Origin of the sequence: Achromobacter sp. SLBN-14 (genome assembly GCF_006715415.1) — a bacterium.
Lineage (GTDB): Bacteria > Pseudomonadota > Gammaproteobacteria > Burkholderiales > Burkholderiaceae_B > Achromobacter > Achromobacter mucicolens.
In genome coordinates, this window is record NZ_VFNE01000001.1 from 3,891,656 (window position 1) to 3,917,295 (window position 25,640).

At 67.5% G+C, this 25,640-nt stretch carries 21 protein-coding genes; 6 read left to right on the forward strand and 15 right to left on the reverse strand.

Going from position 1 to position 25,640, the window contains the following annotated elements:
- The first annotated feature begins 29 nt into the window (after positions 1-29).
- Together FBY20_RS17670 and FBY20_RS17675 are read left to right on the forward strand one after the other, a co-directional pair.
- Positions 30-1,217, forward strand: coding sequence for an MFS transporter (locus FBY20_RS17670; RefSeq protein WP_255452387.1), 1,188 nt, complete (start codon positions 30-32; stop codon positions 1,215-1,217).
- Between the two features lie 15 nt (positions 1,218-1,232).
- Positions 1,233-2,477, forward strand: coding sequence for an arsenic transporter (locus tag FBY20_RS17675; protein WP_056326527.1), 1,245 nt, complete (start codon positions 1,233-1,235; stop codon positions 2,475-2,477).
- Positions 2,478-2,500: 23 nt separating this feature from the next.
- Here the strand turns inward: FBY20_RS17675 and FBY20_RS17680 are convergent, their stop codons facing one another.
- The 10 genes from FBY20_RS17680 to FBY20_RS17725 all read right to left on the reverse strand — a co-directional run bounded on the left by FBY20_RS17680 (position 2,501) and on the right by FBY20_RS17725 (position 15,954).
- On the reverse strand, positions 2,501-4,924 hold the full coding sequence (locus FBY20_RS17680) for a TonB-dependent siderophore receptor (protein ID WP_255452388.1): 2,424 nt from the start codon (positions 4,922-4,924) through the stop codon (positions 2,501-2,503).
- A gap of 201 nt (positions 4,925-5,125) precedes the next feature.
- Positions 5,126-6,109, reverse strand: a complete 984-nt coding sequence (locus FBY20_RS17685; RefSeq protein WP_142053736.1) for a FecR domain-containing protein — start codon at positions 6,107-6,109, stop codon at positions 5,126-5,128.
- On the reverse strand, positions 6,106-6,618 hold the full coding sequence (locus FBY20_RS17690) for a sigma-70 family RNA polymerase sigma factor (RefSeq protein WP_142053738.1): 513 nt from the start codon (positions 6,616-6,618) through the stop codon (positions 6,106-6,108). The genes FBY20_RS17685 and FBY20_RS17690 overlap by 4 nt, the downstream gene beginning before the upstream one ends.
- A 135-nt stretch (positions 6,619-6,753) precedes the next feature.
- On the reverse strand, positions 6,754-7,872 hold the full coding sequence (locus FBY20_RS17695; RefSeq protein ID WP_142053740.1) for a class I SAM-dependent methyltransferase: 1,119 nt from the start codon (positions 7,870-7,872) through the stop codon (positions 6,754-6,756).
- A 141-nt stretch (positions 7,873-8,013) separates the two neighbouring features.
- Positions 8,014-9,681: an OFA family MFS transporter gene (locus tag FBY20_RS17700; protein ID WP_056326541.1), complete on the reverse strand. Its 1,668-nt coding sequence runs from the start codon at positions 9,679-9,681 to the stop codon at positions 8,014-8,016.
- A gap of 128 nt (positions 9,682-9,809) precedes the next feature.
- The gene (locus FBY20_RS17705; protein WP_062838734.1) at positions 9,810-10,067 is read right to left on the reverse strand and encodes a formate dehydrogenase subunit delta; all 258 of its coding nucleotides are present in this window, start codon (positions 10,065-10,067) and stop codon (positions 9,810-9,812) included.
- 18 nt (positions 10,068-10,085) lie between these two features.
- Positions 10,086-10,907: a formate dehydrogenase accessory sulfurtransferase FdhD gene (gene fdhD, locus FBY20_RS17710; RefSeq protein ID WP_142053742.1), complete on the reverse strand. Its 822-nt coding sequence runs from the start codon at positions 10,905-10,907 to the stop codon at positions 10,086-10,088.
- A gap of 22 nt (positions 10,908-10,929) precedes the next feature.
- Complete coding sequence (gene fdhF / locus FBY20_RS17715) at positions 10,930-13,806, reverse strand: formate dehydrogenase subunit alpha (protein WP_142053743.1); 2,877 nt, start codon at positions 13,804-13,806, stop codon at positions 10,930-10,932.
- 13 nt (positions 13,807-13,819) lie between these two features.
- Positions 13,820-15,400: an NADH-quinone oxidoreductase subunit NuoF gene (locus FBY20_RS17720; RefSeq protein WP_142053746.1), complete on the reverse strand. Its 1,581-nt coding sequence runs from the start codon at positions 15,398-15,400 to the stop codon at positions 13,820-13,822.
- On the reverse strand, positions 15,397-15,954 hold the full coding sequence (locus FBY20_RS17725) for a formate dehydrogenase subunit gamma (RefSeq protein ID WP_142053748.1): 558 nt from the start codon (positions 15,952-15,954) through the stop codon (positions 15,397-15,399). The genes FBY20_RS17720 and FBY20_RS17725 overlap by 4 nt, the downstream gene beginning before the upstream one ends.
- A 158-nt stretch (positions 15,955-16,112) precedes the next feature.
- Here FBY20_RS17725 and FBY20_RS17730 point away from each other — a divergent pair, with 158 nt between their 5' ends.
- The 3 genes from FBY20_RS17730 to mobA are packed head-to-tail and all read left to right on the forward strand — an operon-like array spanning position 16,113 to position 18,967.
- A complete protein-coding gene (locus FBY20_RS17730) occupies positions 16,113-17,222 on the forward strand; it encodes a substrate-binding domain-containing protein (protein ID WP_142053750.1) in 1,110 nt (369 codons plus the stop codon).
- 7 nt (positions 17,223-17,229) lie between these two features.
- Entirely contained in the window at positions 17,230-18,333 is a 1,104-nt protein-coding gene (gene moaA, locus FBY20_RS17735) for a GTP 3',8-cyclase MoaA (RefSeq protein WP_142053752.1), read from the forward strand.
- Positions 18,326-18,967: a molybdenum cofactor guanylyltransferase MobA gene (mobA, locus tag FBY20_RS17740; RefSeq protein WP_255452389.1), complete on the forward strand. Its 642-nt coding sequence runs from the start codon at positions 18,326-18,328 to the stop codon at positions 18,965-18,967. Before moaA ends, mobA begins: the two co-directional genes overlap by 8 nt.
- On the opposite strand, the gene glp is transcribed toward mobA, so the two are convergent.
- From glp to moaC, 5 genes are read right to left on the reverse strand one after another with little or no spacing between them, the layout of a single operon-like run.
- Entirely contained in the window at positions 18,952-20,157 is a 1,206-nt protein-coding gene (gene glp, locus FBY20_RS17745; protein WP_142053754.1) for a gephyrin-like molybdotransferase Glp, read from the reverse strand. The genes mobA and glp overlap by 16 nt on opposite strands.
- Before the next feature lie 3 nt (positions 20,158-20,160).
- Positions 20,161-20,682 carry a molybdenum cofactor biosynthesis protein B gene (gene moaB / locus FBY20_RS17750; protein ID WP_056326575.1) on the reverse strand — a complete coding sequence of 174 codons (522 nt, stop codon included), beginning with the start codon at positions 20,680-20,682 and terminating at the stop codon, positions 20,161-20,163.
- Positions 20,679-21,161 (reverse strand): molybdenum cofactor biosynthesis protein MoaE, encoded by a 483-nt coding sequence (locus FBY20_RS17755; RefSeq protein ID WP_142053756.1) that lies wholly within the window; start codon positions 21,159-21,161, stop codon positions 20,679-20,681. Before FBY20_RS17755 ends, moaB begins: the two co-directional genes overlap by 4 nt.
- 4 nt (positions 21,162-21,165) lie before the next feature.
- Entirely contained in the window at positions 21,166-21,417 is a 252-nt protein-coding gene (locus tag FBY20_RS17760) for a MoaD/ThiS family protein (RefSeq protein WP_056326580.1), read from the reverse strand.
- Positions 21,398-21,886, reverse strand: coding sequence for a cyclic pyranopterin monophosphate synthase MoaC (gene moaC, locus FBY20_RS17765; RefSeq protein WP_056326583.1), 489 nt, complete (start codon positions 21,884-21,886; stop codon positions 21,398-21,400). The genes FBY20_RS17760 and moaC overlap by 20 nt, the downstream gene beginning before the upstream one ends.
- A gap of 166 nt (positions 21,887-22,052) precedes the next feature.
- Between moaC and FBY20_RS17770 the strand changes: the two genes are divergently transcribed.
- Entirely contained in the window at positions 22,053-25,637 is a 3,585-nt protein-coding gene (locus FBY20_RS17770; RefSeq protein WP_142053758.1) for a DUF748 domain-containing protein, read from the forward strand.
- Positions 25,638-25,640: the final 3 nt, after the last annotated feature.

Genomic DNA, 25,640 nt, shown 5'->3' on the forward strand with positions numbered 1-25,640 from the left:
CGCGTCCTCTCGATTGGCTGAATTTTTTCGTGGCCGATGTGCGGGATGGACTTGGGCCTTACCTGGCAATCTACCTGCTCGCCGTCCACCATTGGCGGCCCGACAGCATCGGGCTTGTCATGACGATCTCCGGGCTGGCCGCGCTGGCGGCGCAGACGCCGGCGGGCGCGCTGGTGGACCGCGCGTCGAACAAGCGCGCGCTGCTGATCGCCGCCGCCGTGGTGGTGACGGTGGCGTGCATGGCCGTCCTGGCCAGCCCGAACTTCGCCTGGGTCACGCTGACGCAAGCGGTCGCCGGCGTCGCGTCGTCGGTGTTCGCGCCCGCCATCGCCGGCATCACGCTCGGGCTGACCACGGCCCACGCTTTCACGGCGCGCATTGCGCGCAACGAATCGTTCAATCACGCCGGCAACGGGTTCGCGGCGCTGCTGGCGGGCGGGCTGGCGTATGTGTGGGGACCGGTCGCGGTGTTTTACCTGATGGCGGCGATGGCGCTGGCCAGCCTGGCGGCCACCCTGCGCATCCCCGCGCATATCGATCCTGACAAGGCGCGCGGCCTGGGCGCGAGCGCCAATGCGGGGGCGCATGCGCATCCCGTGCCGCTGCGCCAGTTGCTCTCGAACCGGCCGCTCCTGCTGCTGGCCTTGAGCTGCGCGCTGTTTCACCTGGCCAACGCCGCCATGCTGCCGCTGGTCGGGCAAAAGCTCGCCCTGGCAAACCCGGCGCTCGCCACGCCGCTGACCGCCGTCTGCATCGTGGCGGCGCAGTTCGTGATGATTCCCGCCGCGATGGCCGTGGGGCGGTACGCAGACCAATGGGGGCGCAAGCCGCTGCTGCTGATCGGGTTTCTCATCCTGCCGCTGCGAGGCGTGCTGTACACGTTTTCCGACGACACCGCGTGGCTGGTGGGCGTGCAGTTGCTCGACGGCATTGGCGCGGGCATCTTCGGCGCCGTCCTGCCCTTGATGGTGCTGGACCTGACCCAGGGCACGGGCCGCTTCAACGCCAGCCTGGGCGCCGTCACCACGGTGTTCGGCATCGGGGCCGCGCTGAGCAACGGGCTCGCCGGCGTGATCGTTCAGCACGCGGGTTACAGTGCAGCGTTTCTTGCGCTGGCCGGCATTGCCGCGCTGGCCTGCGTGACCCTGCTGGTCTTGCCGGAGACGCGCGCGTCCGCGGCATCGGTCCCCGCGCCGGCTTCCTCTTCCCTTCCTTGATGCGTTCCTGAAAGCATGTCGCTATCCAATGCCGTGATCTGGCTGATTGCCGCCGCGACCACCATGGCCATTCTCTTTCGTCCCTGGCGGCTGCCCGAGTACGTGTGGGCAACGGCCGGCGCGGTCGCCCTGGTGGTGCTGGGCTTGCTGCCTGCGCGGCAGGCCGGCGGCGCCATTCTGGAAGGCACCGACGTCTATCTGTTCCTGATCGGCATGATGCTGGTGGCGGAGGTCGCCCGGCAGGCCGGCCTGTTCGACTGGGTGGCCGTGCTGGCGGCCGATCACGCCGCCGGGTCGGCGCGGCGGCTGTTCGACCTGGTGTTCCTGGTGGGCACCGGGGTTACCGTGCTGCTGTCCAACGACGCCACGGCCGTCGTGCTGACGCCTGCCGTCTATGCGGTGACGCGTGTCGTCGGCGCGCCGCCGTTGCCGTATCTGTATGTCTGCGCCTTTATCGCCAATGCAGCCAGCTTCGTGCTGCCGATCTCGAATCCGGCCAACCTGGTCGTGTTCGGCGACCGCATGCCTGCGTTGGGGCCGTGGCTGGCGCACTTTGCCCTGCCGTCCGCCCTGGCCATCGGCGCCACCTACGTGACGTTGCGGCTGGTGTTTCGCCATGACCTGCGCCAGCCCTTGAAGCCGTCGCCGCCGCTGCCGCCCATGACCTTGCCGCTGCGCATGGCTGCGCTGGGCGTGGCCATCACCGCGGGCACGCTGCTCATCACCTCGGCGCTTGGCCAGCGGCTGGGCTTGCCCACGCTGATCGCCGGCTGCGTGTCGGCCGCGCTGGTGCTGGCGGTCACGCGATCCAGCCCGATTCGCCTCATCAAAGGCGTGGCGTGGGGCGTGCTGCCGTTGGTCGCGGGGCTTTTCGTGCTGGTCGAGGGCATGGCCGCGAGCGGCGTGCTGCAAGACCTGGCGAACCTGATGCGCAGCCTGTCCGCCGACGCGGCGCTATGGGCCGGCGGCGTGGGCGCCGCGCTATCGGGCAACGTCATCAACAATCTGCCGGCCGGGCTGATGGCGGGCACGCTGGCGCGCATGGCCGACCTGCCCAGCGCCACCACTGCAGCGCTGCTGATCGGGATCGACCTGGGCCCCAACCTGTCCGTCAGCGGATCGCTTGCGACCCTGCTGTGGCTGCTGGCGGTGCGCCGCGAGGGCATGCACATCAGCGCGCTCAGTTTCCTGCGGCTGGGCATCGTGGTCATGCCGCCGGCGCTGATCCTGGCGCTGGGCGCGCTGCACGTGTTCAGCTGACATCGCGCAGGCGCGCGCCCATTTCAGAATGTGCCGCGCACCGTCAGGGTGGCGTTGCGCGGATCGCCGTAGAAGCTGCCCCAGCCCGGCGCGCCGATGGTCTGGTAGTAGGTCTTGTCGAAGATGTTGTTCACGTTCAATGCGGCCGACCAGTTCTTGTTGATCTGATACCCGACGCGCGCATTCCACACCGCGTAAGCCCCTTGCGAGACGCGCACCGACCGCGTTTCCGTGTAGCTGCCCGTCTGGTAGTTCACGCCCGCGCCCAGCGACCACGCCGACAGTTCGCCCGGCAGGCGGTAGTCGGACCACAGGCGCAGGATGTGCTTGGGCGTGACCGTGCGGGCGAAGTTGGTGTTGGTGACCTGCGTGTCGTCCAGGAACTTCAGCGTATTGAAGGTGTAGCCCGCGAACAGCTGCCAGCCCGGCGCCACTTCGCCGCTGATCTCGGCGTCCAGGCCCTGGCTGCGCACCTTGCCGCTCGACAGGTAGCAGATGTCGCCCGTCGCGCACACGCTGGTCAGATCCTCTTGCGCGCGGTTCTTCTGGTCGACGCGAAAGAGCGCGATGGACGTGTTCACGCGGCCGTCCATCAGCTCGCCCTTAAGGCCGATCTCGTAGTTCTTGCCCACGATGGGATCGAGCACCTTGCCGGATGCGTCCACCGCATTCTGAGGCTCGAAGATCTGCGCGTAGCTGACGTAGCCGGACCATTGGGGATTGAACGCGTAGATCAGGCCGCCGTAGGGGGTGACGACGCCGTTGTCCTTGTACGGATCGACGTATTGCTCGCCGCTGTCGCGATAGCGGCTGGTGTTTTCGTACCAGCTCACCCGCGCGCCCGCCACCAGCGTCAGCGGGTCGGCCAGGCTGAAGCGGCCGACGCCGTAGACGCCCGTCTGCTTCATCTTCACGATCGTGGCCGCGCTGCGGTAGGCGTTTTCGCGCATCCAGTCATCGGTGGGCTCCGGCACATGATGATCCGGGTTCCACACATTCACGGCGCGATTCAGGCGATTCAACGCAAAATCGTTCTTGCTGGTGAGCTCGTTGATGCTGGCGCCGAAGCTCACCGAATGCTTGCGGCCCAGCGCGTCGAAGGCGCCGTCCACGTCCAGATTCAGCGCCTTGTTGCGCGTGGACATGTCGAACAGGCCCGCGTACAGCATGGGACCCAGGCCCGTCTCAGGGTTGACGGCGCCTTCCGTGAACGCGTACTTCGAATCGTTGGATTCCTGCGAGGACGTGCCCGTCAGCTTGAACGACCAGTCCTTGTTGAAGCGGTGCGCCAGTTCGGCAAAGACGGTGGTCTGCTTGCCGTTCCAGCGGTTCCAGTCCTGGCCCAGCGAGGTCGACCGCTTCAGGCCGATGTCGTCGCCATTGCTGTAGTGGGGCAGGCCGTGGAAGAAGGGGGTGGAACGCAGTTCCTCGTAGCTGACGCCGCCGGTCAAGGTGGTGTCCGGGCTGAAGTCATAGCTGAGCACGCCGTACAGCACGCCGGTGCGGCTTTGCGCTTCGTCGTAGAAGTAGTCGCGGTCGTTGTAGCTGGCCACGCCGCGGGCGCGCAGGGTGCCGGCTTCGTTCAGCGGCGCGCTGGCATCGATGTCGGCGCGGTAGTTGTTCCACGAGCCGCCGCTGGCCAGCATCTGCACCTGGGGCTCGGCGAGCGGGCGCTTGCGCACCAGGTTGACGGCCGCGCTGGGCGAGCCGGCGCCTTGCAACAGGCCCGTGGCGCCGCGGATGATTTCCACGCGGTCCAGCGTCACGGTCTCGGTGGTGAAGCTGTTGGCCTGTGGGTAGTAAAAGTCGCGGTTCACGCCGTCGAACTGAAAGCTGTCCACGCGAAAACCGCGCGAATACACGTAGCTGCCGCCCATCGGGCTCTTGTAGAGCGTCATGCCGGTGCTGTTGGCCAGCACGTCGTCCAGCGTGTTGGCGTTCTGGTCGTCCATGCGCTGGCGCGTGACCACGCTGACCGACTGTGGAATTTCCTTGAGCGTCTGGCGGCCCTTGCCGATGGTCACCACGCGGCTCGTGTAGCTGCCCGTGCCCTCGGTGACCGGATCGTCGGTCATGCCGGTCACGGTCACCGGCGCCAGCGTGGACACCCCCGGCGCGTCCTGCGGCATGCGCCGCAATTGATAGCCCTCGCCGTTGGCGTTGGCCACTGCCTGCAGGCCCGTGCCCGCAAGCAGCCGGGCAAGTCCCTGCTCGGGCGTGTACCGGCCCGACAATCCCTGCGTCCGCACGCCGCGCGTCAGCGCTGGCGAGGCCGCCACCGTGACCTTGGCGGCGACGCCAAACTGACCCAGCGCCACGTCCAGCGTGGCGGGTGCGATGGCGAAGGCAATCTCGCCGGCGGGCGCGGCCTGCGCCCACGACGCGGCAGGGGCGGCCAGCGAGGCGGCCGCCGTCAGGGCAAGGTGGACGGCAAGGCGCAAACGCATGCGCGGTGACGATGACAAGGCAAGGGGAGAGCGGGAATGGCGTCGTGCCATGACTGGAGGTTCCTGATTCGTCGATTGAAAAGTGCGGCCCTCGGGCGCCTCGGGGCCTTCTCTTCGTCTAACGAACCAGAAATGAAAATCTGCGGCGCGGTTACAAAATAGTCGGAATGGGCGGGGTGGGGCCTGCGGTGACCGGGTGGCTCACGCCCGGCCCAGGGTGACCCAGTAGCGCGTGCGATAGCGCAGCCTCAGGTCCAGCACGCTGGCCAGCACCTCCAGCGCCTTGTCCGTGTCGTCGATACGGAATGCGCCCGTGACCTCCCGGTGTGCCACGTCGGCGTCGCAGCGCACGATGCCCGGGCGGTAGCGGCCCAGCTCTTGCACGAACCGGTCCAGCCGCATGCGGTTAGCCACCAGCATGCCTTCGGTCCAGGCCGGCGCCGCGCCGTCCACCGCGGTCACTGGCGACAGGGCGTTGCGGTCGAATTCGGCTTGCTCGCCCGCATGCACCACACGGGCCGGCTGCACGCGCGAGTCCGGCTCCACGCGCACCGCGCCTTCAAAGACCGCGACGTGCGTGGCCCCTTGGCCGTCATCCTTTTGCCGCACCGAAAAGCGGGTGCCCAGCGGCGTCAGCAGGCCATTGGGTGTGCTGACGGCAAACGGCCGGCCCGCGTCGTCGTGGCCCGTGGCGATCAGGATTTCGCCGCTGCGCAGCGTGATGCGGCGTTGCCGCGTGTCGTAGCGCATCGCCACGGCGGAATCGGTGTTCAGCGTCAGCACCGTGCCGTCGGGCAGGAGCACGACGCGCTGCTCGCCCGTGGCGGTCCGGTACACGGTGCTGCCGTCCCACACGCCTTCGCGCGCGCCCAACCAGCCCATGGCGCCCAGACCGACGCCGGCCGCCATCCACTTCAGGGCGCCGCGGCGCGAACGCTGGTCGCAATAGCGCAAGATCGCCTGGCCCGCGGCGGCGCCGGCCAGGTTGGCGGAGGTGGCGGATTTCAGGTCCTGGCTGATGCCTTGCAGGCGCTGCCAGGCGAGTTCGTGGCGCGCGTCGGCCTCGCGCCATTGCGTACAGGCGGCTTGCGTGGCGGCGTCGGGCGCATCTCCGGTGCGCATCATCCACTGCGCCGCCTGCCGGATGATGTCCGGGTGCACCCGTTCGGCGTGGGCGGCGCTCATGCGTACAGCACCGCGTAGCAGTGTTCCCACGCCTTGATCATGTCGCGCTGCACGGCCGCCACCGAAATGCCCAGCTCGCGGGCGACGTCCAGATAGGGCAGGCCTTCCACCTGCGCCAGCACGAAAACCCGGCGCACGCGCGCCGGCAACTGCTCCATCATGCGGCACACGGCATCCAGCGCCTCGACCACCAGCGCATGCGTCTCGGGGCTGGGCTCGACCGCTTCGCTGCGCGCGGCAAGCGTCTCAAGATAAGCCTGCTCGATCGCCCGCCGACGCGACTGGTCGATCAACAGGCGCTTGGCCACCGTGGTCAAAAAACCGCGCGGCTCGGCAAACGCGGCACGCGATTCGCTGCGCATGACCCGTTCGAACGTGTCGTGCGCCAGATCGGCGGCGTTGTCGGCATTGCCGGCAAGCCGTCGGCGCAGCATCTGCACGAGCCAGCCGTGGTGCTCGCGGTACAGGCTGACGAATTCGGCGGAGGACGCAAAGTGGGCGGGCGGCACGGGTCGGCTTGGCAGATGCTAATGGGAATGATTGCTAATTGTAGCCAATCAGCGGCGCGTGGCGAATACTTTTCACGCGCCGTTGCGGTCCCACCCGCCGGGGGCCGCAGACCTTTCATCGTTGTCCGTATGCCTTCAAACCGCGCCCAATCGCCACAGCGACGTCATCTCCCGGGACCGCGCCGCATGCAGCGGATCGTTCGCGTCGCGGGCCTTGCCGTGCACCGGCCGGGTGTCCAGTTTTTCGATCACGCGCAGGCCGGCGGCCTCGATCATCGCAAGCAGTTGCTCGCGCGTGCGAAGCCCCAGATGTTCGGCCAGATCCGACAGGATCAGCCAACCTTCGCCATTCGGCGTCAGATGGTCTTTCAAACCATTCAGGAAGCCACGCAGCATGCGGCTGTCCGGGTCATACACGGCATGTTCCAGCGGCGAGCTGGGCCGCGCGGGCAGCCACGGCGGGTTGCAGACGATGAGCGACACGCGGCCTTCGGGGAAGAGGTCGGTCTGTTCGACCTCGACCTGCCCGGACAAGCCCAGGCGTTCCAGGTTCTCGCGCGCGCAGGCAATCGCGCGGGGATCCATGTCGGTGGCGATGACGCGCTTGCCGCCGCGGCGGGCGATGACGGCGGCGAGCACGCCCGTGCCCGTGCCGATATCGAAGGCCACGCTGCCGCGCGGCATCGGCGTGTTGGCGACCAGGTCGACGTATTCGCCGCGCACCGGCGAGAACACGCCGTAGTGCGGGTGGATGCGGTTGTTCAGGGCCGGAATCTCCACGCCCTTCCTGCGCCATTCGTAGGCGCCGATCAGGCCCAGCAGTTCGCGCAGCGACGCGACGTAGGGCGTATCGCCCGGCACGTTCGCGGCTTCGCAGGCCAGATGCGCGCCGGGCGCGCGGCGCAGGGGGATGGTATGACCGGCGTCGAAGGGAATCAGCAGCATGCCCAGGATGCGGGCGCGCTGCGATTGGACCTGACGATGCTGGTTGAAGGCCTCAAGTTGGGTTTCCACCGGTTTGCGCGGACGCTTGTCGACGCGGCGGGTGATGGCCTGCAACAGCTGGCGCGCGTTCTGGAAGTCGCCGCGCCACAGCAGGCCCACGCCTTCGCACGCGTGGCGGTAAGCCATGTCCGCGGTCAGGGTGTCGTCGGCGACGATGACACGCTTGGGCGGCGTGGCGCCGGTTTCCGAGTGCCAGCGCGCCGAGCGGGCGACGCCGTTTTCTTCCCAGTGCAGTTCGGGCGCGTTCAAGAGGTCGCTCCGGCGGGGAATGGGGGGAAGGGCAGGATCATTGGGAAAGGCACATAAAAGAGAAGGGCGCGGGCTGCCAATGTAGCAGCTTCGCGCCCTGGGGCCGTCGCGCGGCGCACCGGGCGCCGCGGCATGGCGGGGTCAGTGGAACAGCACGACGGCCTTTTGCAGCGTGATCCAGATGCCCCAGGCCAGCGGAATGCCGACGCAGGCCCATGCAAAGGCGATCAGCGCGGGCGGGGTGCGGAAGTTCGACCTGCCCACGCCGTGGGTTTCGGCGGCCACGGCGCGCTCGTGCGCCAGCGCCTTTTCCTTGGCCAGTTCCTCGTCGGTCATGAAGTACTTGGCGTTGACCGGGCGGATGGCAAGGTTGCACAGGAAGCCCACGACCAGCATGCCGGCCAGGATGTACATCGTGATGTCATACACCTGGGCGCGCGGCACGCCGATGGACAGCTGGTATTCGCGGATGTAGTTGACGAGAACCGGCCCGAAGATGCCCGCCGCGGACCACGCGGTCAGCAACCGGCCGTGGATGGCGCCGACCATCTGGGTGCCGAAGAGGTCGGCCAGGTAGGCGGGCACCGTGGCAAAGCCGCCGCCGTACATCGACAGGATCACGCAGAACGCGGCCACAAAGAGCGCCAGCGCGCCCATGTGCGCGGTCCACGGAATGGCCGCGTACAGGACGAAGCCCAGGACGAAGAAAACGAAGTACGTCATCTTGCGGCCCAGCTTGTCGGACAGGCTGGCCCAGAAGAAGCGGCCGCCGATGTTGAACAGGCTGAGCAGGCCGGTAAAGCCGGCGGCAATCGCGGCGATGGCCGCGAGCTGGTCCTTGTCGAGTTGCCCGAAGCCCAGTTCGGGTTTGTCGATCAGGCCGCCGCCAAACACTTCCTGCAGCAGCGGCGAAGCCATCCCCAGGATGCCGATGCCCGCCGTGACGTTCAGGCACAGCGCCCACCACACCAGCCAGAACTGCGGCACGCCCCAGACACGCTTCACGTGCACGTGGCGCTGCGTGATCATGACGTTGTTGACCTGCTTGGCGGGCGGCGTCCAGCCGGCGGGTTTCCAGCCGGTGGGCGGCACGCGGTAGCCCAGCGCGCCGGACATCATGAAGATGAAGTACACCAGCGCCATGGTCAGGAAGGTCTGCCAGACGCCCGGCGAGGTCGGGGTGGCAAAGTGGCGCATCAGCATGTCGGCCAGCGGCGCGCCGATCATGGCGCCGCCGCCAAAGCCCATGATGGCCATGCCCGTTGCCATGCCGCGGCGGTCCGGAAACCACTTGATCAGCGTGCTCACCGGCGAGATATACCCCAGTCCCAGCCCGATCCCGCCGATGACGCCCGACCCCAGCCACAGCATCCACATCTGGTGCAGGTAGATGCCGATGGCCGAGATGACCAGGCCGCCGCACCAGCACAGCGCCGACACCACGCCGGCCTTGCGCGGGCCGGCCCGTTCCAGCCAGCCGCCCCACAAGGCGGCCGAACACCCCAGCAGCACGAAGAACAGGGTGTACATCCACCCCATGGTCGAGATCTTCCAGTCGCAGCTCGTGGTGAACAGTTCGGCCACGAGGCTCATGTCGGGCGGGCAGGCCAGCGGCTTGGCCCCGCCCACCACCTTGGACAGCGGCAGCCAGAACACCGAAAAGCCGTAGGCCATGCCGATGCAAAGGTGGATGGCCAGCGCGGCGGGGGGCACCAGCCAGCGCGAGAAGCCCGGTCCCGCGATGGTGCGTTCTTTGTCGAAAAATCCCGGCCGGGAGCCCGGCAGGTCCAGGGTGGCGCTACTTTCCATGATGTCTCCTCAGGGGTGCGGCTTTATAGCGTGCGTGGGCCGGAAGTGCCCGGTCCCGCCGCCTCTTTTATGGATCTGTTGCTGTCCTGCCACTGCGGGTGGACCGCCGCGCGGGCGGTCGGGGTGCGCTATGCGACGCGCGCGCGCGGCGTCAGGCGCTCGCGATGCTGGGTGACGGCCTGCAGCACCAGCGGATGCAGCTGTTCCTCGCCGGCGTCGCCGTCCGGGTTGCGCGCCAGGAAATCCAGCAGTTCGGTGCGCATGCGCGGTTCCCAGAATTTCTGGATGTGGTTGGTGACGCCTTCCAGCGCCTCGGGCCGGTCCGGCATGGCGTCGAAGAACTGGCCGATGCGGTTGGCCATGCGGATCAGGTTGACGATTTCCATTGCTGTCTTGCGTCCGGTTCAGGTAAGGATGCGTTCGGGGTGGGTGTAGATGGCGGCGTCGCCATCGCGCGTGAAGCCCAGCAGGGTGACGTTGGCGTCGGTGGCCAGACGGATGGCCAGCGCGGTGGGAGCGGATACCGAAGCCAGCACCGCGACGCCGGCCGCGGCCGTCTTCTGCACCATCTCGAAGCTGGCGCGGCTGGACACCACGACGATGCCGTCGGCGCCGTTGACCGCCTGGCGCGCCAGCGCGCCGGCCAGCTTGTCCAGCGCGTTGTGGCGGCCCACGTCTTCGCGGACCAGCGCCACGGCGCCGTCGGCGCCCGCCCAGCCCGCGGCGTGCGTGGCGCCCGTGATGTCGTGCAGCGTCTGGCGGCCGCGCATGTCGCGCATGGCGGCCAGCACCGACTTGATGCGCACCGGCGCCCCATTGGCGACCGGCGCCACGGGCCGCAGCACCTCGGGCAGGGTTTCCACGCCGCACAGGCCGCAGCCGGTGCGCCCAGCCATGGCGCGGCGCCGCGTCTTCAGGCGCATTTCACAGGCGGACGAGATCTCCAGCTGCACGACGATGCCGCCGCATTGCGGCAGCAGATCGATGCCGCGCACGTCGCTCACGCTGCCGATGATGCCTTCGGACAGCGAGAACCCGACGGCAAAGTCCTCCAGGTCCGCGGGCGTGGCCAGCATGGTGGAGTGACTGATGCCGTTGAATTCCAGCGCCACCGGCGTTTCCTCGGCCACGTAATCGGTCTCGGCGTCGGTGGCGATGACCCCCGAGCGCACGCGGATGACCTGGGTCGGCGTGCAGTCGGGGCGGGCGGTGGTCGGCGTAGGCATGGGATCCCTGGCTGGCTGTCGGTTACTTCCCGGTCAGCGCCGCCTCGGTCTCGCGCGAGCGTTCGCGCAGGAGCTTTTGCTGGATGTCCGCAAATCGCGACCATTGCCGCTGCCATTCCGACGGCTGCGACACGCGCGTCACCTGCACGGCCGTGACCTTGTATTCGGGGCAGTTGGTCGCCCAGTCGGAGCTGTCGGTGGTGACGACGTTGGCGCCGGACTCGGGAAAGTGGAACGTGGTGTATACCACGCCCGGCTGCACGCGGTCGGTCAGCGTGGCGCGCAGCACGGTCTCCCCGGCGCGGCTCTGGATGCCGACCCAGTCGCCTTCGGCCACGCCGCGGTCCTCGGCGTCCTGCGGATGGATTTCCAGCACGTCCTCGCCGTGCCACATCACGTTGGGCGTGCGGCGGGTCTGCGCGCCCACGTTGTATTGCGACAGGATGCGGCCCGTGGTCAAGAGCAGCGGGAAGCGGCGCGTGCTGCGCTCGTCGGTGGGCACGTACTTGGTGATCATGAAGCGGCCCTTGCCGCGCACGAACTGCTCGATGTGCATGATCGGCGTGCCTTCCGGCGCGTCGTCGTTGCACGGCCATTGCAGGCTGCCCAGCTTGTCCAGCTTGTCGTACGTGACGCCGGCAAACGTGGGCGTCAGCCGCGCGATCTCTTCCATGATTTCGCGCGGGTGCTTGTAGTTCATCGGGTAGCCCAGCGCGTTGGACAGCGCCACCGTCACTTCCCAGTCGGACTTGCCGTTCTTGGGTTCCATCACCTTGCGCACGCGCGAGATGCGGCGCTCGGCGTTGGTGAAGGTGCCGTCCTTTTCCAGGAACGAGGAACCCGGCAGGAACACGTGCGCGTACTTGGCGGTCTCGTTCAGGAACAGGTCCTGCACGACGATGCACTCCATGGCCGCCAGCGATGCCGCCACGTGCTGCGTGTTGGGATCGGACTGCACGATGTCTTCGCCCTGGCAGTACAGGCCCTTGAAGGACCCGCCCAGCGCGGCCTCGAACATGTTGGGGATGCGCAGGCCCGGTTCGGGCTGCAGCGTGACGCCCCAGTCCTTTTCAAACTGCGCGCGCACGGCGTTGTCCGAAATGTGGCGGTAGCCGGGCAGCTCGTGCGGGAACGAGCCCATGTCGCACGATCCCTGCACGTTGTTCTGGCCGCGCAGCGGATTCACGCCCACGCCTTCGCGGCCGATATTGCCGGTGGCCATCGCCAGGTTGGCGATGGCCATGACGGTGGTCGAGCCCTGGCTGTGTTCGGTGACGCCCAGGCCGTAGTAGATGGAGCCATTGCCGCCGGTGGCAAACAGGCGCGCTGCGCCGCGCACCGCCTGCGCGGGCACGCCGGTGATTTCTTCCATGGCTTCCGGCGAGTTCTCGGGCAGCGAGACGAAGTCGCGCCATTCCTTGAAGGCTTTTTCTTCGCAGCGCTCGGCCACGAAATCCTCGGCGATCAGGCCCTCGGTGGCGATGACATGCGCCAGCGAGGACAGCAGCGCCGTGTTGGTGCCCGGCCGCACCTGCAGGTGGAAGTCGGCCTTGATGTGCGGCGAACTGACCAGTTCGATGCGGCGCGGATCGATGACGATCAGCCGCGCGCCTTCGCGCAGCCGGCGCTTCAGGCGCGAGGCGAACACGGGATGGCCGCTGCTGGGGTTGGCCCCCATCACGATGACCACGTCGGTGTGCATGACGGAGTCAAACGTCTGCGTGCCGGCCGATTCGCCCAATGTCTGCTTCAGGCCATAGCCGGTGGGCGAATGGCACACGCGCGCGCAGGTGTCGACGTTGTTGGTGCCGAAGGCGGCGCGCACCAGCTTTTGCACCAGCCAGGTTTCCTCGTTGGTGCAGCGCGAGGACGTGATGCCGCCGACCGCATCGCGCCCGTACTGGCTCTGGATGCGGCGGAATTCGGAGGCCGCATAGTTGATCGCCTCGTCCCAGGACACTTCCTTCCAGGAATCGGTGATGTGCTTGCGGATCATAGGCTTGAGCACGCGTTCCTTGTGCGTGGCGTAGCCCCAGGCAAAACGGCCCTTCACGCAGGAATGGCCGCGATTGGCCTGGCCGTCCTTCCACGGCACCATGCGCACCACTTCCTGGCCCTTCATTTCGGCCTTGAAGCCGCAACCCACGCCGCAGTAGGCGCAGGTCGTCACGACCGAGTGCTCGGCCTGGCCCATCATGATGACGGTCTTTTCCTGCAGAGTGGCGGTGGGGCAGGCCTGCACGCAGGCGCCGCAGGATACGCATTCGCTATCCAGGAACGGCTGGTCCTGGCCGGCCGATACGTGCGAGTCAAAACCCTTGCCCGAGATCGTCAGCGCGAATGTGCCCTGGGTTTCCTCGCAGGCGCGCACGCAGCGGTTGCAGACGATGCACTTGGATGCGTCGAACGTGAAGTAGGGGTTGGACTCGTCCTTTTCGGCCTTGAGATGGTTGGCGCCGTCCTGGCCATAGCGCACGTTGCGCAGGCCCACGACGCCGGCCATGTCCTGCAGCTCGCAATCGCCATTGGCCGGGCAGGTCAGGCAATCGAGCGGATGGTCCGAGATGTATAGCTCCATCACGCCGCGGCGCAGGTCGTGCAGCTTTGGCGTTTCGGTAAAGACGACCATGCCGTTCTCGGCGGGCGTCGTACAGGACGCGGGATAGCCGCGGCGGCCTTCGATCTGCACGAGGCACAGGCGGCACGATCCGAACGGTTCGAGGCTGTCGGTGGCGCAGAGCTTGGGGATGTTGATGCCGGCGTCCGCGGCCGCGCGCATCAGGGACGTGCCTTCGGGAACGGTGACTTCCTGGCCGTCGATGGTCAGGGTGACGGTCTTTTCGGACACGCGCGCCGGCGTGCCCATGTCGCGATCGCGCTTGATGACGGTTTCTAGCATGGCGGTCTCGGGTTCAGGCCGCGTGGGCGGCAGACTGGGAGGACTCGATGCCGAAGTCCTGCGGAAAATGGTTCAGCGCGGACAGCACCGGGTAGGGCGCCATGCCCCCCAGCGCGCACAGCGAACCGCCAAGCATCGTGTCGCACAGGTCGCGCAGCAGATGCACCTGCTGTTCGCGCTGTTCGCGGCTCTGGCTGCCGGCCGCGATCTTGTCGATGGTTTCCATGCCGCGCGTGGAGCCGATACGGCATGGCGTGCACTTGCCACAGGACTCGATGGCGCAAAACTCCATGGCGTAACGCGCCATGCGCGCCATGTCCACGGTGTCGTCGAAGGCGACGAGGCCGCCGTGGCCGATCATGGCCGAGATCTGGATGTAGGCTTCGTAGTCCAGCGGCACGTCCCATTGCGACTCGGGCAGGTAGGCGCCCAGCGGACCGCCCACCTGCACCGCGCGCAGCGGCCGGCCGGACGCGCTGCCGCCGCCGAATTCGTAGAGCAGGTCGCGCAGGCTGAGCCCAAAGGCCTTTTCCACCAGCCCGCCTTGCTTGAGGTTGCCGGCCAGCTGGAAGGGCAGCGTGCCGTGCGAACGGCCCACGCCGTAGTCGCGGTAATACGCCGCGCCCTTGGCCAGGATGATCGGCACGGTGGCCAGCGAGATGACGTTGTTGATGACGGTGGGCTTACCGAACAGGCCCGAGATGGCGGGCAGCGGCGGCTTGGCGCGCACCACGCCGCGCTTGCCCTCCAGGCTTTCCAGCAGCGAGGTTTCTTCGCCGCAGATGTAGGCGCCCGCGCCCTTGCGCACTTCCAGGTCGAAGCGGCGGCCGCTGCCGTGCACGTCGTCGCCCAGCCAGCCGACGCTGCGGGCGCGCGCGATCGCGGCTTCAAGCGTGGCGATGGCGTGGGGGTATTCGGAGCGGACGTAGATGTAGCCGTAGGTCGCGCCGACCGCCAGGCCTGCAATCGTCATGCCTTCGATCAGGACGTACGGGTCGCCTTCCATCAGCAGGCGGTCGGCAAAGGTGCCGGAGTCGCCTTCGTCGGCGTTGCAGACGATGTATTTGGTGTCGCCGGGCGTGCCCGCCACGGTCTTCCATTTGATGCCGGTGGGAAACGCCGCGCCGCCGCGGCCGCGCAGGCCGGATTCCACCATTTCGTCGACGATCTGCGCCGGCGCCATGGCCAGCGCGCGCTTCAAGCCTTGCAACCCGCCATGCGCGGCGTAGTCCTGCAGGGACAGCGGATCGATCACGCCGACGCGGGCGAAGGTCAGCCGCTCCTGGTGCTTGAGGTAGGGGATTTCCTCGGTCAGGCCCAGGCGCAACGCGTGTTCGCCGCCCGTCAGCCAGCCGGCGTCGAACAGCGAGGCCACGTCTTCCGGCTGCACGGGCCCATAGGCGATGCGGCCGTGCGGCGTGGCGATCTCAACCAGGGGTTCCAGCCACAGCAGGCCGCGCGAACCATTGCGTACCACTTGCACGGACAGGCCGCGCTGATCGGCCATGCGCTCGATGTCGCGGGCAACGGTATCGGCGTCCATGGCCAGCGCCGCGGCGTCGCGCGGCACGTAGATGACGACGGGGGCGCTCATGGCGTGTCCTCCAGCGTGCGGGCCAGCAGGAGGTCCAGCTTGGCTTCGGTAACGCGGGCGTGGGGCTGGCCGTCGATCATGACGGCGGGCGACTGCGCGCACAGGCCCAGGCAATACACGGGTTCCAGCGTGAAGTTGCCGTCCGGGGTGCTGGCGTGGAAATCACAGCCCAGCGCGGCGCGCGCATGGGCGGCCAGGCGTTCGCCGCCCATGGATTGGCAGGCTTCCGCCCGGCAGACCTCCAGCGTGTGGCGCGCGGCCGGCTCGGTGCGAAAGTGGGGGTAGAACGTGATGACGCCGTGGACTTCGGCGCGCGAGAGGTTCAGGGCCTCGGCGATGGTCTGCACCGCCTCGGCAGGAATACAGCCCAGTTCGTGCTGCACCGCATGCAGCACCGGCAGCAGCGGGCCGGGCTGGTCTTTCAGCCGGGCAAGGATGCGGGCCGTGGCCGCGATGGCCGGGGTGGCGGATGCCTGGGCGGCGTCCAGGGCCAGCTTGCCGCCCCGGGCGCCACCGCTGGATGCCAGATCGGATTTTGCCTCGCGCAGGTGCACGTCGGTCTCCTCCTGTGTTGCGTGACCCCATCAACGGGGGCTTATGTGGCGGGTGGATCACGGTCAATTAATATGTTTAAAAAAACATATAAACCGCGCGTCCGCCGCGTTATTTGTGTACTCTAACGAGGTACTTGAACGCCTTCAATAAGAAATAAATGACATATAAGTTCCGAATCGGCCTGCGGCCGCAATGGACATTGGGCGGAGACGACGACGCGACGCCCGTGCCGTTGCAAGACATGCTTGCACTGCTGGCGGCTATCGACGCCACTGGCAACATTGCGGGCGCCTGCCGCGCCTGCGGCCTGTCCTACCGGCACGCGTGGGGCGTGTTGCGGCGCTTCGAGTCCATCTTCGGCACGCAACTGCTCATCACCAACCGCCGCCAGGGCACGCAGTTGTCGCCTTTTGCGCAGCGGCTGCTATGGGCCAACCGCCGCATCGAGGCGCGGCTGATGCCCACGCTGGACAGCATGGCCTCCGAATTGCAGGAAGAGCTTGAACGCCTGCTGCCCGAAAGCGGCCCGCACCTGCGCCTGCACGCCAGCCACGGTTTTGCCGTGGAATCCCTGATGCAGCACATGGGCAACCGCACGCCCGGCCTGGAACTGCGCTATCGCACCGCAATCGAGGCCCTGGCGTCGCTGGAACGGCACGAATGCGACCTCGCGGGCTTTCAGGTGCCGCTGGGCGATTTCGAATCCCCCATCATGGAACGCTATGCGCAGTGGCTCAACGCCGACGAATACATGCTCATCCATCTGGCCGTGCGCAATACGGGGTTGTTCGTCACGGCCGGCAACCCCAAGCAGATCCGCGGCATGGCGGACCTGGCGCGCAGCGACGTGCGCTTCGTGAACCGGCAGATCGGCTCCAGCACGCGTTATCTGGTCGGCCTGATGTTGCAGCGCGCCGGCGTGTCCATCGGCGAAGTGCAGGGCTACGAAACCAACGAATTCACCCACATGGCGATCGCGGCGCACATTGCCAGCGGCATGGCGGACACAGGGGTCGGCGTGGAGACGGCGGCCTGCCGTTTCGGCCTGGACTTCATTCCGCTGGTGCGCGAGCGCTACTTCTTTGCCATCCGCAAGGCGTCGCTGGACACGCCGGCCATGCAGGACCTGCTGTCCATCATGCGCGGCCCGGACTATGTCGGTTACGTGGGCCAGCTTGTCGGCTACGACGCCCGCGACACCGGCCGGCTGCAGACCCTGGAAGAGGCCTTTCCGCGAGAACGCGCACCGCGATCCGCCGGGATATGATGTGCCAATGAGCAAAGTGATATTCCTTGCCGATCACCGGAGTTCGCCACGGCCTTTTGCCCAGCCCGGCGAACTTCCGCCGCACGGGCAGCCCGCGCTGGACCAGCGCGCGCGTCCGCTGCGCGACCTGCGCATTTCCGTCACTGACCGCTGCAACTTCCGCTGCACCTATTGCATGCCGCGCGAGGTCTTTGACAGCAGCTACAGCTTCATGCCGCATTCGGCGCTGCTGTCGTTCGAAGAAATCAGCCGGCTGGCCGGCATCTTCACGCAGTTGGGCGTCGAAAAGATCCGCCTGACCGGCGGCGAGCCGCTGCTGCGCAAGCACATCGAAAACCTGGTCGGCATGCTGGCCGAACTGCGCACGCCGCAGGGCCGTCCGCTGGACCTCACCCTCACCACCAACGGCAGCGTCCTCGCGCGCAAGGCCGCCGCGCTGAAAAGCGCCGGGCTCACGCGCGTGACGGTCAGCCTGGACGCGCTCGACGCCGCCATGTTCCAGGGCATGAGCGACAGCGGCTTCACGCCGGACGACGTGCTGCGCGGCATTGACGCCGCGGCGGACGCGGGCCTGGCGCCCGTCAAGGTCAACATGGTGGTGCGCAAGGGACTGAACGACGGGCAGATCCTGCCCATGGCCGAACGCTTTCGCCACAGCGGCCACGTGCTGCGCTTCATCGAATACATGGACGTGGGCAACAGCAACGGCTGGAATCTCGCCGAAGTGGTGCCATCGCGCGAAGTGCTGGATCGCATCGGCGCCGTGTATCCGCTGGAACCCGTGGAATCGGTCGAAATGGGGCGCGTCGCCGAACGCTGGCGCTACGTGGACGGCGGCGGCGAGATCGGCGTCATCTCCAGCGTCACGCACGCCTTCTGCGGCGGCTGTACGCGGGCGCGCCTGTCGCCCGAAGGCAAGCTCTACCTGTGCCTCTTCGCCCACGAAGGCCACGACCTGCGCGCGCCGCTACGCGATGGCGCGACGGACGAGGAACTGGCGCGCATCCTGGCCGGCATCTGGTCGGCGCGCGGGGACAACTATTCCGAACTGCGCGGCCAGAACATGGCGGACCCATCGCGCAAGATCGAGATGAGCTACATCGGTGGCTGAATTTCAACGCGACGGGCTGGCCGGCCTGATCCTCGCCGGAGGGCAGGGTTCCCGCATGAATCATCAGGACAAGGGACTGGTCGCGCTGCACGGCGAACCCATGGTCGCGCACATCGCGCGCCGGCTTGCGCCGCAGGTCGGCCGCCTTATCATCAGCGCCAACCGGCACCCGGAACGTTACGCGCAGTATGGCGACGTCGTTGCCGATGGCGAACGCGAACTGGGCGCCTGGCAGGGTCCGCTGGTGGGTATCGCGACGGCGTTGCAGGCGCTGCATGCGTCGGCTGCTGCGCCGCCCGAATCCGCCGCGCAGTGGCTGGTGGTGGTGCCCTGCGATACACCCTTCCTGCCGGAAGATCTGGCCGCGCGCCTGATCGGCGCGGCTGCCGCGGCCGATGCGCCGCTGGCCTATGCCGCGGCCCACGGCCAGCGCCATTCGGCCTGCATGGCGCTGCGCACGTCGTTGCTGCCGAACCTGCGGGAATATCTGCGGTCGGGCGACCGCAAGGTGGGTCTCTGGCAGGCGAGGGCGGGCGCGGTCGAAGCGGTGTTCGACGATTGCCCGCCGCATGCCTTCATGAACGTCAACACGCCAGAAGACCTGGCGCTGGCCGAGCGCTACGCCAGCCAGTGACGCAGGTCGTAATACGCGACCGTGTCCCTGTCCTGCACCAGCACGTCGGCCGGCAGGCGCGCCAAGCCGGTGGACCACGGCAATGAACTGATCACGCCCGATCCCTGATGGCCGTACGGCACGAGTTCGCTGCCGCCTTCGTCGGCCACGCGGCATTGCACCCGCAGGAATTCCTCGCGGCTGTCCTGGCGCGGCTGCGCGGTGCGCAGCGGCAACTGGCTGACCGGCGGGAAGATCTCTTCGCGGCCCTGCATGCGGCGCATCAGCGGCGTCACCAGCGTGGCGAACACGGCATAGGCCGACACCGGATTGCCAGGCAGGCTGACCACCGGCTTGCCGTCGATCTGCGCCAGGGCCACCGGCTTGCCGGGTTTCATGCGCACCTTCCACAACGACAGTTCGCCGCCCAGCGCGGCCAGCGCCGGTTTGACGAGGTCACGCTCGCCCACCGACACACCGCCCACGCTCAGCACGAGATCGCAATCGGCCAGCAGGGTCTTGAAGGCGTCCAGCAGATCGGCTTCGGTATCGCGGGCGTGCAGCACGTGAACGGGCAGGGCGCCCATGCCGCGCACCATCGCGGCCAGCATCGGCCCGTTGGAGTTGTAGATCTGTTCCGTGGCGCGCGGCTGGCCCGGCAGGACGAGCTCGTCGCCCGTGGTCAGGATGCCGACGCGAAGCTGGCCGTAGACGGGAATCGTCGCCATGCCTTGCGAGGCCAGGAGCGCGACGTGCGCGGCCTGCAGCAGCGTGCCCGCCGGCAGCAGCGCGGCGCCCGCCATCGTGTCTTCGCCGCGGCGGCGAATGTGCTGGCCCAGCCGGGGTTCGCGCGAAATCTGGACGTGGTTGTCGGTTTCGGTGGTGTCTTCCTGCATGACGACCACATCGGCGCCCGCCGGGATCACGCTGCCCGTGAAGAGGCGAATGGCGTGGCCGGGTTTTAAGGGTTCGGGCACGTCGCCCGCGTAGCAGCGCTGCTGGATCGGCAGGCGCGCTTGCGGGTTCCAGTCGGCCAGGCGCAGGGCATAGCCGTCCATGGCGCTGTTGTCGGCCGGTGGAATGTCCACGGTGGCGTCAAGGTGCGTGGCCAGAACGCGGCCGCTGGCCTGCGTCAGGTCGACGTGTTCGGTGCGTTGAAGGGGGGCGGCGGCGTTGGCCAGCAGGGTCTGGGCTTGATCGAAATCCAGCATGGGTCAGGCTTCTTGTTCGCGTTTCGATAACTGCGAGGCGAAATTGCAGGGGCCGTGGCCGCTGTCGAGCTGCTCTCGCAGAATCTTGGTCCAGGCGGTCTCGCACGCGTTGTTCGAGCCCGGCAGGCAGAAGATCAGGGTCTGGTTGGCCGACCCCGCGAACGCGCGCGACTGGATCGTGGAGCTGCCGATCTCGGTGTAGGAAATCTGGCGGAAGAGTTCGCCGAAGCCCGGAATCTCGCGATCCAGCAGCGGCAGGATGGCCTGCGGCGTGTGGTCGCGATGCGAAAAGCCCGTGCCGCCGGTGGTCAGGATGACCTGCACCTCGGGGTCGGCGATCCAGTCGCTGATGACGCGGCGGATCTGGTAGATGTCGTCGCGCACGATGTCGCGGCGCACGCACTGATGGCCGGCATGCGCCAGGCTGTGCGCCAGCAGATTGCCGGACGTGTCGTCACCTGCGCTGCGGGTGTCGCTGATGGTCAGTACGCCGCAGCCCAGCGGGACCGGGGTGGCTTCGCTCATGGATTCTCCTTGTTGCCGGCAGTGTCTTCATCCCAGGCGTCCGTGCGGTCCTGGTCGGATTGGCGCTGTTCCACCCAGAAGCTGTCGCCGCCGGCGAGGGTCTCGCGCTTCCAGAAGGGCGCGCGCGTCTTGAGCGCGTCGATGATGTATTCGCAGCCGCGGAAGGCGTCGCCGCGATGGGCGCTGGCCGCCGCCACGAAGACGATCTGCGCGTTGCGGTGCAGCGCGCCCACGCGGTGCACAATGACCGTGCCTGCCAGATTCCAGCGCGCGCGGGCCGTGGCGGCGATTTCTTCGAGCTCGCGCTCGCACATGCCCGGATAGTGTTCGAGAAAAAGCGTGTCGGTGGGGGTATCGGGCGCGTAGTCGCGCACGTAGCCCACGAACGTCACGATGCCGCCCACGCCGGGGCCGGCGGATTCCCGCAGCGCGGAGGTCAGCGCCGCGCCGTCGAAGTCGGCTTCCTGGACGCGGATCATGGCGTCAGCCTCCGGTGACCGGTTCGAACACCGCGACCTCGTCGCCCGCGCGGATCGGGGCGGTGGGCTTGGCGTGCGTCTGGTTGATGGCCAGCTTCAGGCGCGTGGCCGGTTCCAGCTGGGGATAGCGTTCGCCCAGTGCGGCCAGCAATTGCGCGCCCGTGGATTCGCCCGCGAGGGGCCAGGTTTCGGTGCGCTTGCCGACCAGTTCGGCAACGCGCGCGAAGTACAGCAGATTAATCGTTGCGCCATTCACCGCTTTTACCTCCCGCCTTGTACTTGAGGCGAACTTGTTCGATCACGATGCCTTTGTCGGCAGCCTTGCACATGTCGTAGATGGTCAGCGCGGCCACGCTGCACGCCATCATGGCTTCCATTTCGACGCCCGTCTTGTAGCTGGTGCGGCAGGTGGCCAGGATGTCGATGCGATGCTCGGCGTCGTTCAAGGCGAATTCCACGCCGACGAACGCGAGCGGCAGGCTGTGGCACAGGGGGATCATGTCGGCGCACCGCTTGGCGGCCAGGATCGCGGCCACGCGCGCCGTGTTGAGCACCTCTCCCTTGCCTTGGCCGGGTTGGGTCAAGAGGCCATAGGCGACGGCGTTCATGCGGATGCTGCCGGCGGCAACCGCCACGCGCTCGGTGTCCGTCTTGGCGATGACGTCGACCATGCGGACCTGGCCGGCTTCGTCCAGGTGACTCAAGGTGGGGGTGGTCTCGGACATGGAAATCGGGATCAAGAATTGTTAATGAATGAAAAGAGCGGGGCCGGGCTGGCCGGCGGGGTCCGCTGTTCCGCCTATGATAGACGAGCAGTTAAGGGGGCGCGATAATCGCGCCAGCAGTCAGAGGAAGGTTGGATCGCCTTCAATGTGTATCAGGAGACTTTCAATGCCCGTGCGGATGCCCAAGCTACGGTTCACCCGACGCGCCGGCAAGATTCTCCTGGGTATTGTGGCGTTCGTGCTGATTCTGTTTGGCGTGGCAGCGTGGCAGGTGCCGAAAGTGCTGCACGGCGTGCTGACCGATGACGTCGCAAAGATGATCGGGCGCGACGTTTCCGTGGGCAAGATCACCTTCAATCCGTTCACGCTGACCGTCCGCGCGCAAGACCTGACCGTGGCGCAGCCTGGCTCGCAGACGCCGCTGTTGACCTTGGCTGAACTGGATGCCAGCGCGTCGTGGACATCGCTGTTCTGGTTCGCGCCGGTGGTCGACCGTCTGACGCTTCGGCAGCCTAACATCGCCATCGTCCGCGAAGACGTCCTGCGCTTCAATTTCTCTGACATAGAACAACGCGTGGCCGAATTGGCCGCCGCCAAGCCCCAAGAGCCGCCCAAGCCGGACGAAGGATTGCCGCGCTTTTCGCTCAACAACATGGTGATCGAGGACGGCGCCATCACGCTGGACGACAAGGTCACCGGCCGCAAGCAGGTCGTGGACGAGTTCACCATCGGGGTGCCGTTCATCTCGACCTTCGGCTACGCCACCGATATCGACGTGCAGCCGCGCCTGCACCTGCGCATCAATGGCAGCCCCTTCGACCTGACCGGGGTGGCGCGGCCGTTCGACGTGGTCCCCTCGTCCACGCTGCGCGTGGCCTTCGACGGCCTGCAGCTCGAGAAGTGGGCCGACGTCTGGCCCATGCCGCTTCCCTTCAAGGTCGAGCGCGCGCTGCTCGACTCGAATCTGCAGGTCGTCTTCGAACAGCCCAAGGACGCGCCGCCCAAGATCCGCATCGTCGGCGACCTGGGGTTGCGCCGCCTGGACGTGCGCGACCCGTCCGGCGGCAATCTGGCCGCCTGGAGCGCATTGACCGTCAGCCGGCTGGAACTGGAGCCGATTGCGCGGCAGGTGTATATCGGCGAGGTCGGCCTCTGGGCGCCGCAAATCCATGTGCGTCGTCACGCCAACGAACACCTGAACTGGCAGGACGTCGTCGCGGGTTTGAAGGCGCTGGGCGGCGTGGAGCCGACGGCCACGCCGGTGCGGGACGACATGCGCAAGGCCAGCGGCCTGAAGCCGCTCTCCCCAAGCGGAGCGCAGGTTGCGCCGGGCGCGGCCGGCGCGCCTGCGCCGGTTCCTGCACCGGCCGGTCAAGCGCCCGCCGCGCCGGCCGCTCAAGCCCCGGCACCGCGCCCAGACCAGGCAGCCACGGCGCCCGCCGGTCAAGCGCCCGCCACGCCGGCCCCCGCGCCCGCCGAATGGAAGGTCGTGCTCGACGCCTTCAACCTGCATGAAGGCGAGGTCTACGTCACCGATGCGGTCAGCAAGCTGGACTATGTGATTACCGGCCTGGCCGCCACCGTCGAAGGCGTGGCGCTGCCGCAGCCGCCGGACCAGCCCATCAACCTGTGGCTGACCATGGACAACAGCACCGACGGCGGCTGGCTGCGCGCCAAGGGGCCGCTGGTCATCAAGCCGCTGTCGCTCGACATGAACGTGCGTCTGGGCAACATCGCGCTGGCGCCCTTGGCGCCGGCCGTGCGCAGCGCGGCGCCCATCACCCTGCTCGACGGCCGGCTGGGCGCCACCGCGCAACTGCACGTGCGCGAGAAGGGCGGCGCGATCGATGCGTCCGCCACCGCGGTGCAGGCCGACCTGACGCAGTTCAAGGCCCGCGACGAATCGCTCAAGCCGGTGCTGGACATCGCCATGCAGTCCCTTCGCATCACGGCCGACCGTCTAGCCCTGGGACCGGGCCCCAGCAACTTCACGGTGGCCGCAGCCGGCGTCCAGGGCGACGGCAAGCTGGACCTCAAAGGGGTCTTCACGCCGCAGCCGCTCACGCTCAAGACCGCGGTCGACCTGTCCAACCTGAACGTCGCCAGCTTCGCGCCGTACTTCGCCTCCAGCCTGAACGCCACCGTCCGCGCCGTCACGCTAAGCGCCAAGGGCAACGCCGAATTCACCGCCGCCGCCGGCAGTGCGCCGATGAAGGCCGGCTGGAAGGGCGGCGTCGACATCACCGACCTGGACCTGCAGGACCGCGTCAACAAGGACGACTTCCTGAACTGGAAGCGCCTTGGCTTTACCGGCATGGACATCTCCGTGGCGGGCGACAAGATCGGCGCGCGGTTGGGCGATATCGCCCTGGAAGATTTCTACGGCCGCATCCTGCTCAACGCGCAGGGCCGGCTCAACGTCATGGATCTGGTGGCCGCGCCCGGGCAGGCCGGCGGCTCGATCACGCAAGACACCCAGACACCCGGCCGCAGCGTCGAGCCCTCGGCCGCGCCGCCCGCGGCCGCCGCGCCGGCCAAGGGCAGCGGCGCGGCCGCCATGCCGGACATTTCGGTCAACAGCGTCACGCTGACCCGCGGCCGCATGACCTTCACCGACCGTTTCGTCAAGCCGAACTACGTCGCTGAACTGTCCAGCATCGAGGGCGACATCACCGCCGTTTCGTCCACCAATCCCCAGCCCGCCAAGGTCAAGGTCACGGGCCGTGTCTACACGACCGCGCCGCTCTCGATCAGCGGCATCGTGCAGCCTTTCGCCAAGTACCTGACGCTGGACCTGAAGGCCTCGGCCAAGGGCGTCGACCTGCCGCGCTTCAACACCTATTCGGCCAAGTACGTGGGCTATCCGATCAAGCGCGGCAAGCTGTCGGTCGACCTGGAATACAAGATCAAGAACCGGGCCTTGCAGGCGACCAATCACGTCGTGCTCAATCAGCTCACCTTCGGCGACAAGACCAACAGCCCGGACGCGACCAAACTGCCCGTGCTGCTGGCCGTTGCGCTGCTGAAGGACTCGCGCGGCAACATCGACATCAATCTGCCGATCTCCGGCTCGCTGGACGACCCCGAGTTCTCGGTCGGCGGCATCGTCGTGCGCGTGCTGATGAACCTGGTGGTCAAGGCGGTGACCTCGCCCTTCAGCCTGCTCGCGTCCGCGTTCGGCGGCGGCGAAGAGCTGTCCTATGTCGAATTTGCGCCGGGCAGCGCCGTGCTGACCGAAGATTCGCTCCAGCGCATCGAGACCCTTACCAAGGCGCTTGCCGACCGTCCGGCCCTGAAGATGGACATCAGCGGCCGCGCCGATCCCAAGACCGACACGGAAGGCCTGCGCCAGGCCTGGGTCGACGCCAAGATCCGCGCCGCCAAGGCCGCGGACGTCGCGCCGCGCGGCAAGAAGCCCGACCCCAAGGGCGTCGAGGTCTCCGGCGCGGAACGTGCCAAATACCTCGAAGCCGTCTACGATGACACCGACCTCAAGGACAAGCCGCGCAATTTCATCGGCATGGCCAAATCCATTCCGGCCGCGCAGATGGAAGCGATGCTGCGCGAGGCGGCCCCCGTCGGCGAGGATCAGCTGCGCCAATTGGCCGATGCCCGCGCGCAGGCGGTTTATGAGAAGTTGCAAGCCCAGGAAGGACTCGCGGATCGCGTGTTCATCGTCGCGCCGCAACTGGACGCCGATGGCATCAAGGACGAGGGGCAACCCTCGCGCGTGGACTTCTCCCTGAAGTGAACT

Coding starts and splice junctions, on each gene's coding strand:
- FBY20_RS17675 (WP_056326527.1), top strand. CDS start 1,233: ATGTCGCTATCCAATGCCGTGATCTGGCTGATTGCCGCCGCGACCACC.
- FBY20_RS17680 (WP_255452388.1), bottom strand. CDS start 4,924: ATGCGTTTGCGCCTTGCCGTCCACCTTGCCCTGACGGCGGCCGCCTCG.
- FBY20_RS17685 (WP_142053736.1), bottom strand. CDS start 6,109: ATGAGCGCCGCCCACGCCGAACGGGTGCACCCGGACATCATCCGGCAG.
- FBY20_RS17700 (WP_056326541.1), bottom strand. CDS start 9,681: ATGGAAAGTAGCGCCACCCTGGACCTGCCGGGCTCCCGGCCGGGATTT.
- FBY20_RS17705 (WP_062838734.1), bottom strand. CDS start 10,067: ATGGAAATCGTCAACCTGATCCGCATGGCCAACCGCATCGGCCAGTTC.
- fdhD (WP_142053742.1), bottom strand. CDS start 10,907: ATGCCTACGCCGACCACCGCCCGCCCCGACTGCACGCCGACCCAGGTC.
- fdhF (WP_142053743.1), bottom strand. CDS start 13,806: ATGCTAGAAACCGTCATCAAGCGCGATCGCGACATGGGCACGCCGGCG.
- FBY20_RS17720 (WP_142053746.1), bottom strand. CDS start 15,400: ATGAGCGCCCCCGTCGTCATCTACGTGCCGCGCGACGCCGCGGCGCTG.
- FBY20_RS17730 (WP_142053750.1), top strand. CDS start 16,113: ATGACATATAAGTTCCGAATCGGCCTGCGGCCGCAATGGACATTGGGC.
- moaA (WP_142053752.1), top strand. CDS start 17,230: ATGAGCAAAGTGATATTCCTTGCCGATCACCGGAGTTCGCCACGGCCT.
- glp (WP_142053754.1), bottom strand. CDS start 20,157: ATGCTGGATTTCGATCAAGCCCAGACCCTGCTGGCCAACGCCGCCGCC.
- moaB (WP_056326575.1), bottom strand. CDS start 20,682: ATGAGCGAAGCCACCCCGGTCCCGCTGGGCTGCGGCGTACTGACCATC.
- FBY20_RS17755 (WP_142053756.1), bottom strand. CDS start 21,161: ATGATCCGCGTCCAGGAAGCCGACTTCGACGGCGCGGCGCTGACCTCC.
- moaC (WP_056326583.1), bottom strand. CDS start 21,886: ATGTCCGAGACCACCCCCACCTTGAGTCACCTGGACGAAGCCGGCCAG.
- FBY20_RS17770 (WP_142053758.1), top strand. CDS start 22,053: ATGCCCGTGCGGATGCCCAAGCTACGGTTCACCCGACGCGCCGGCAAG.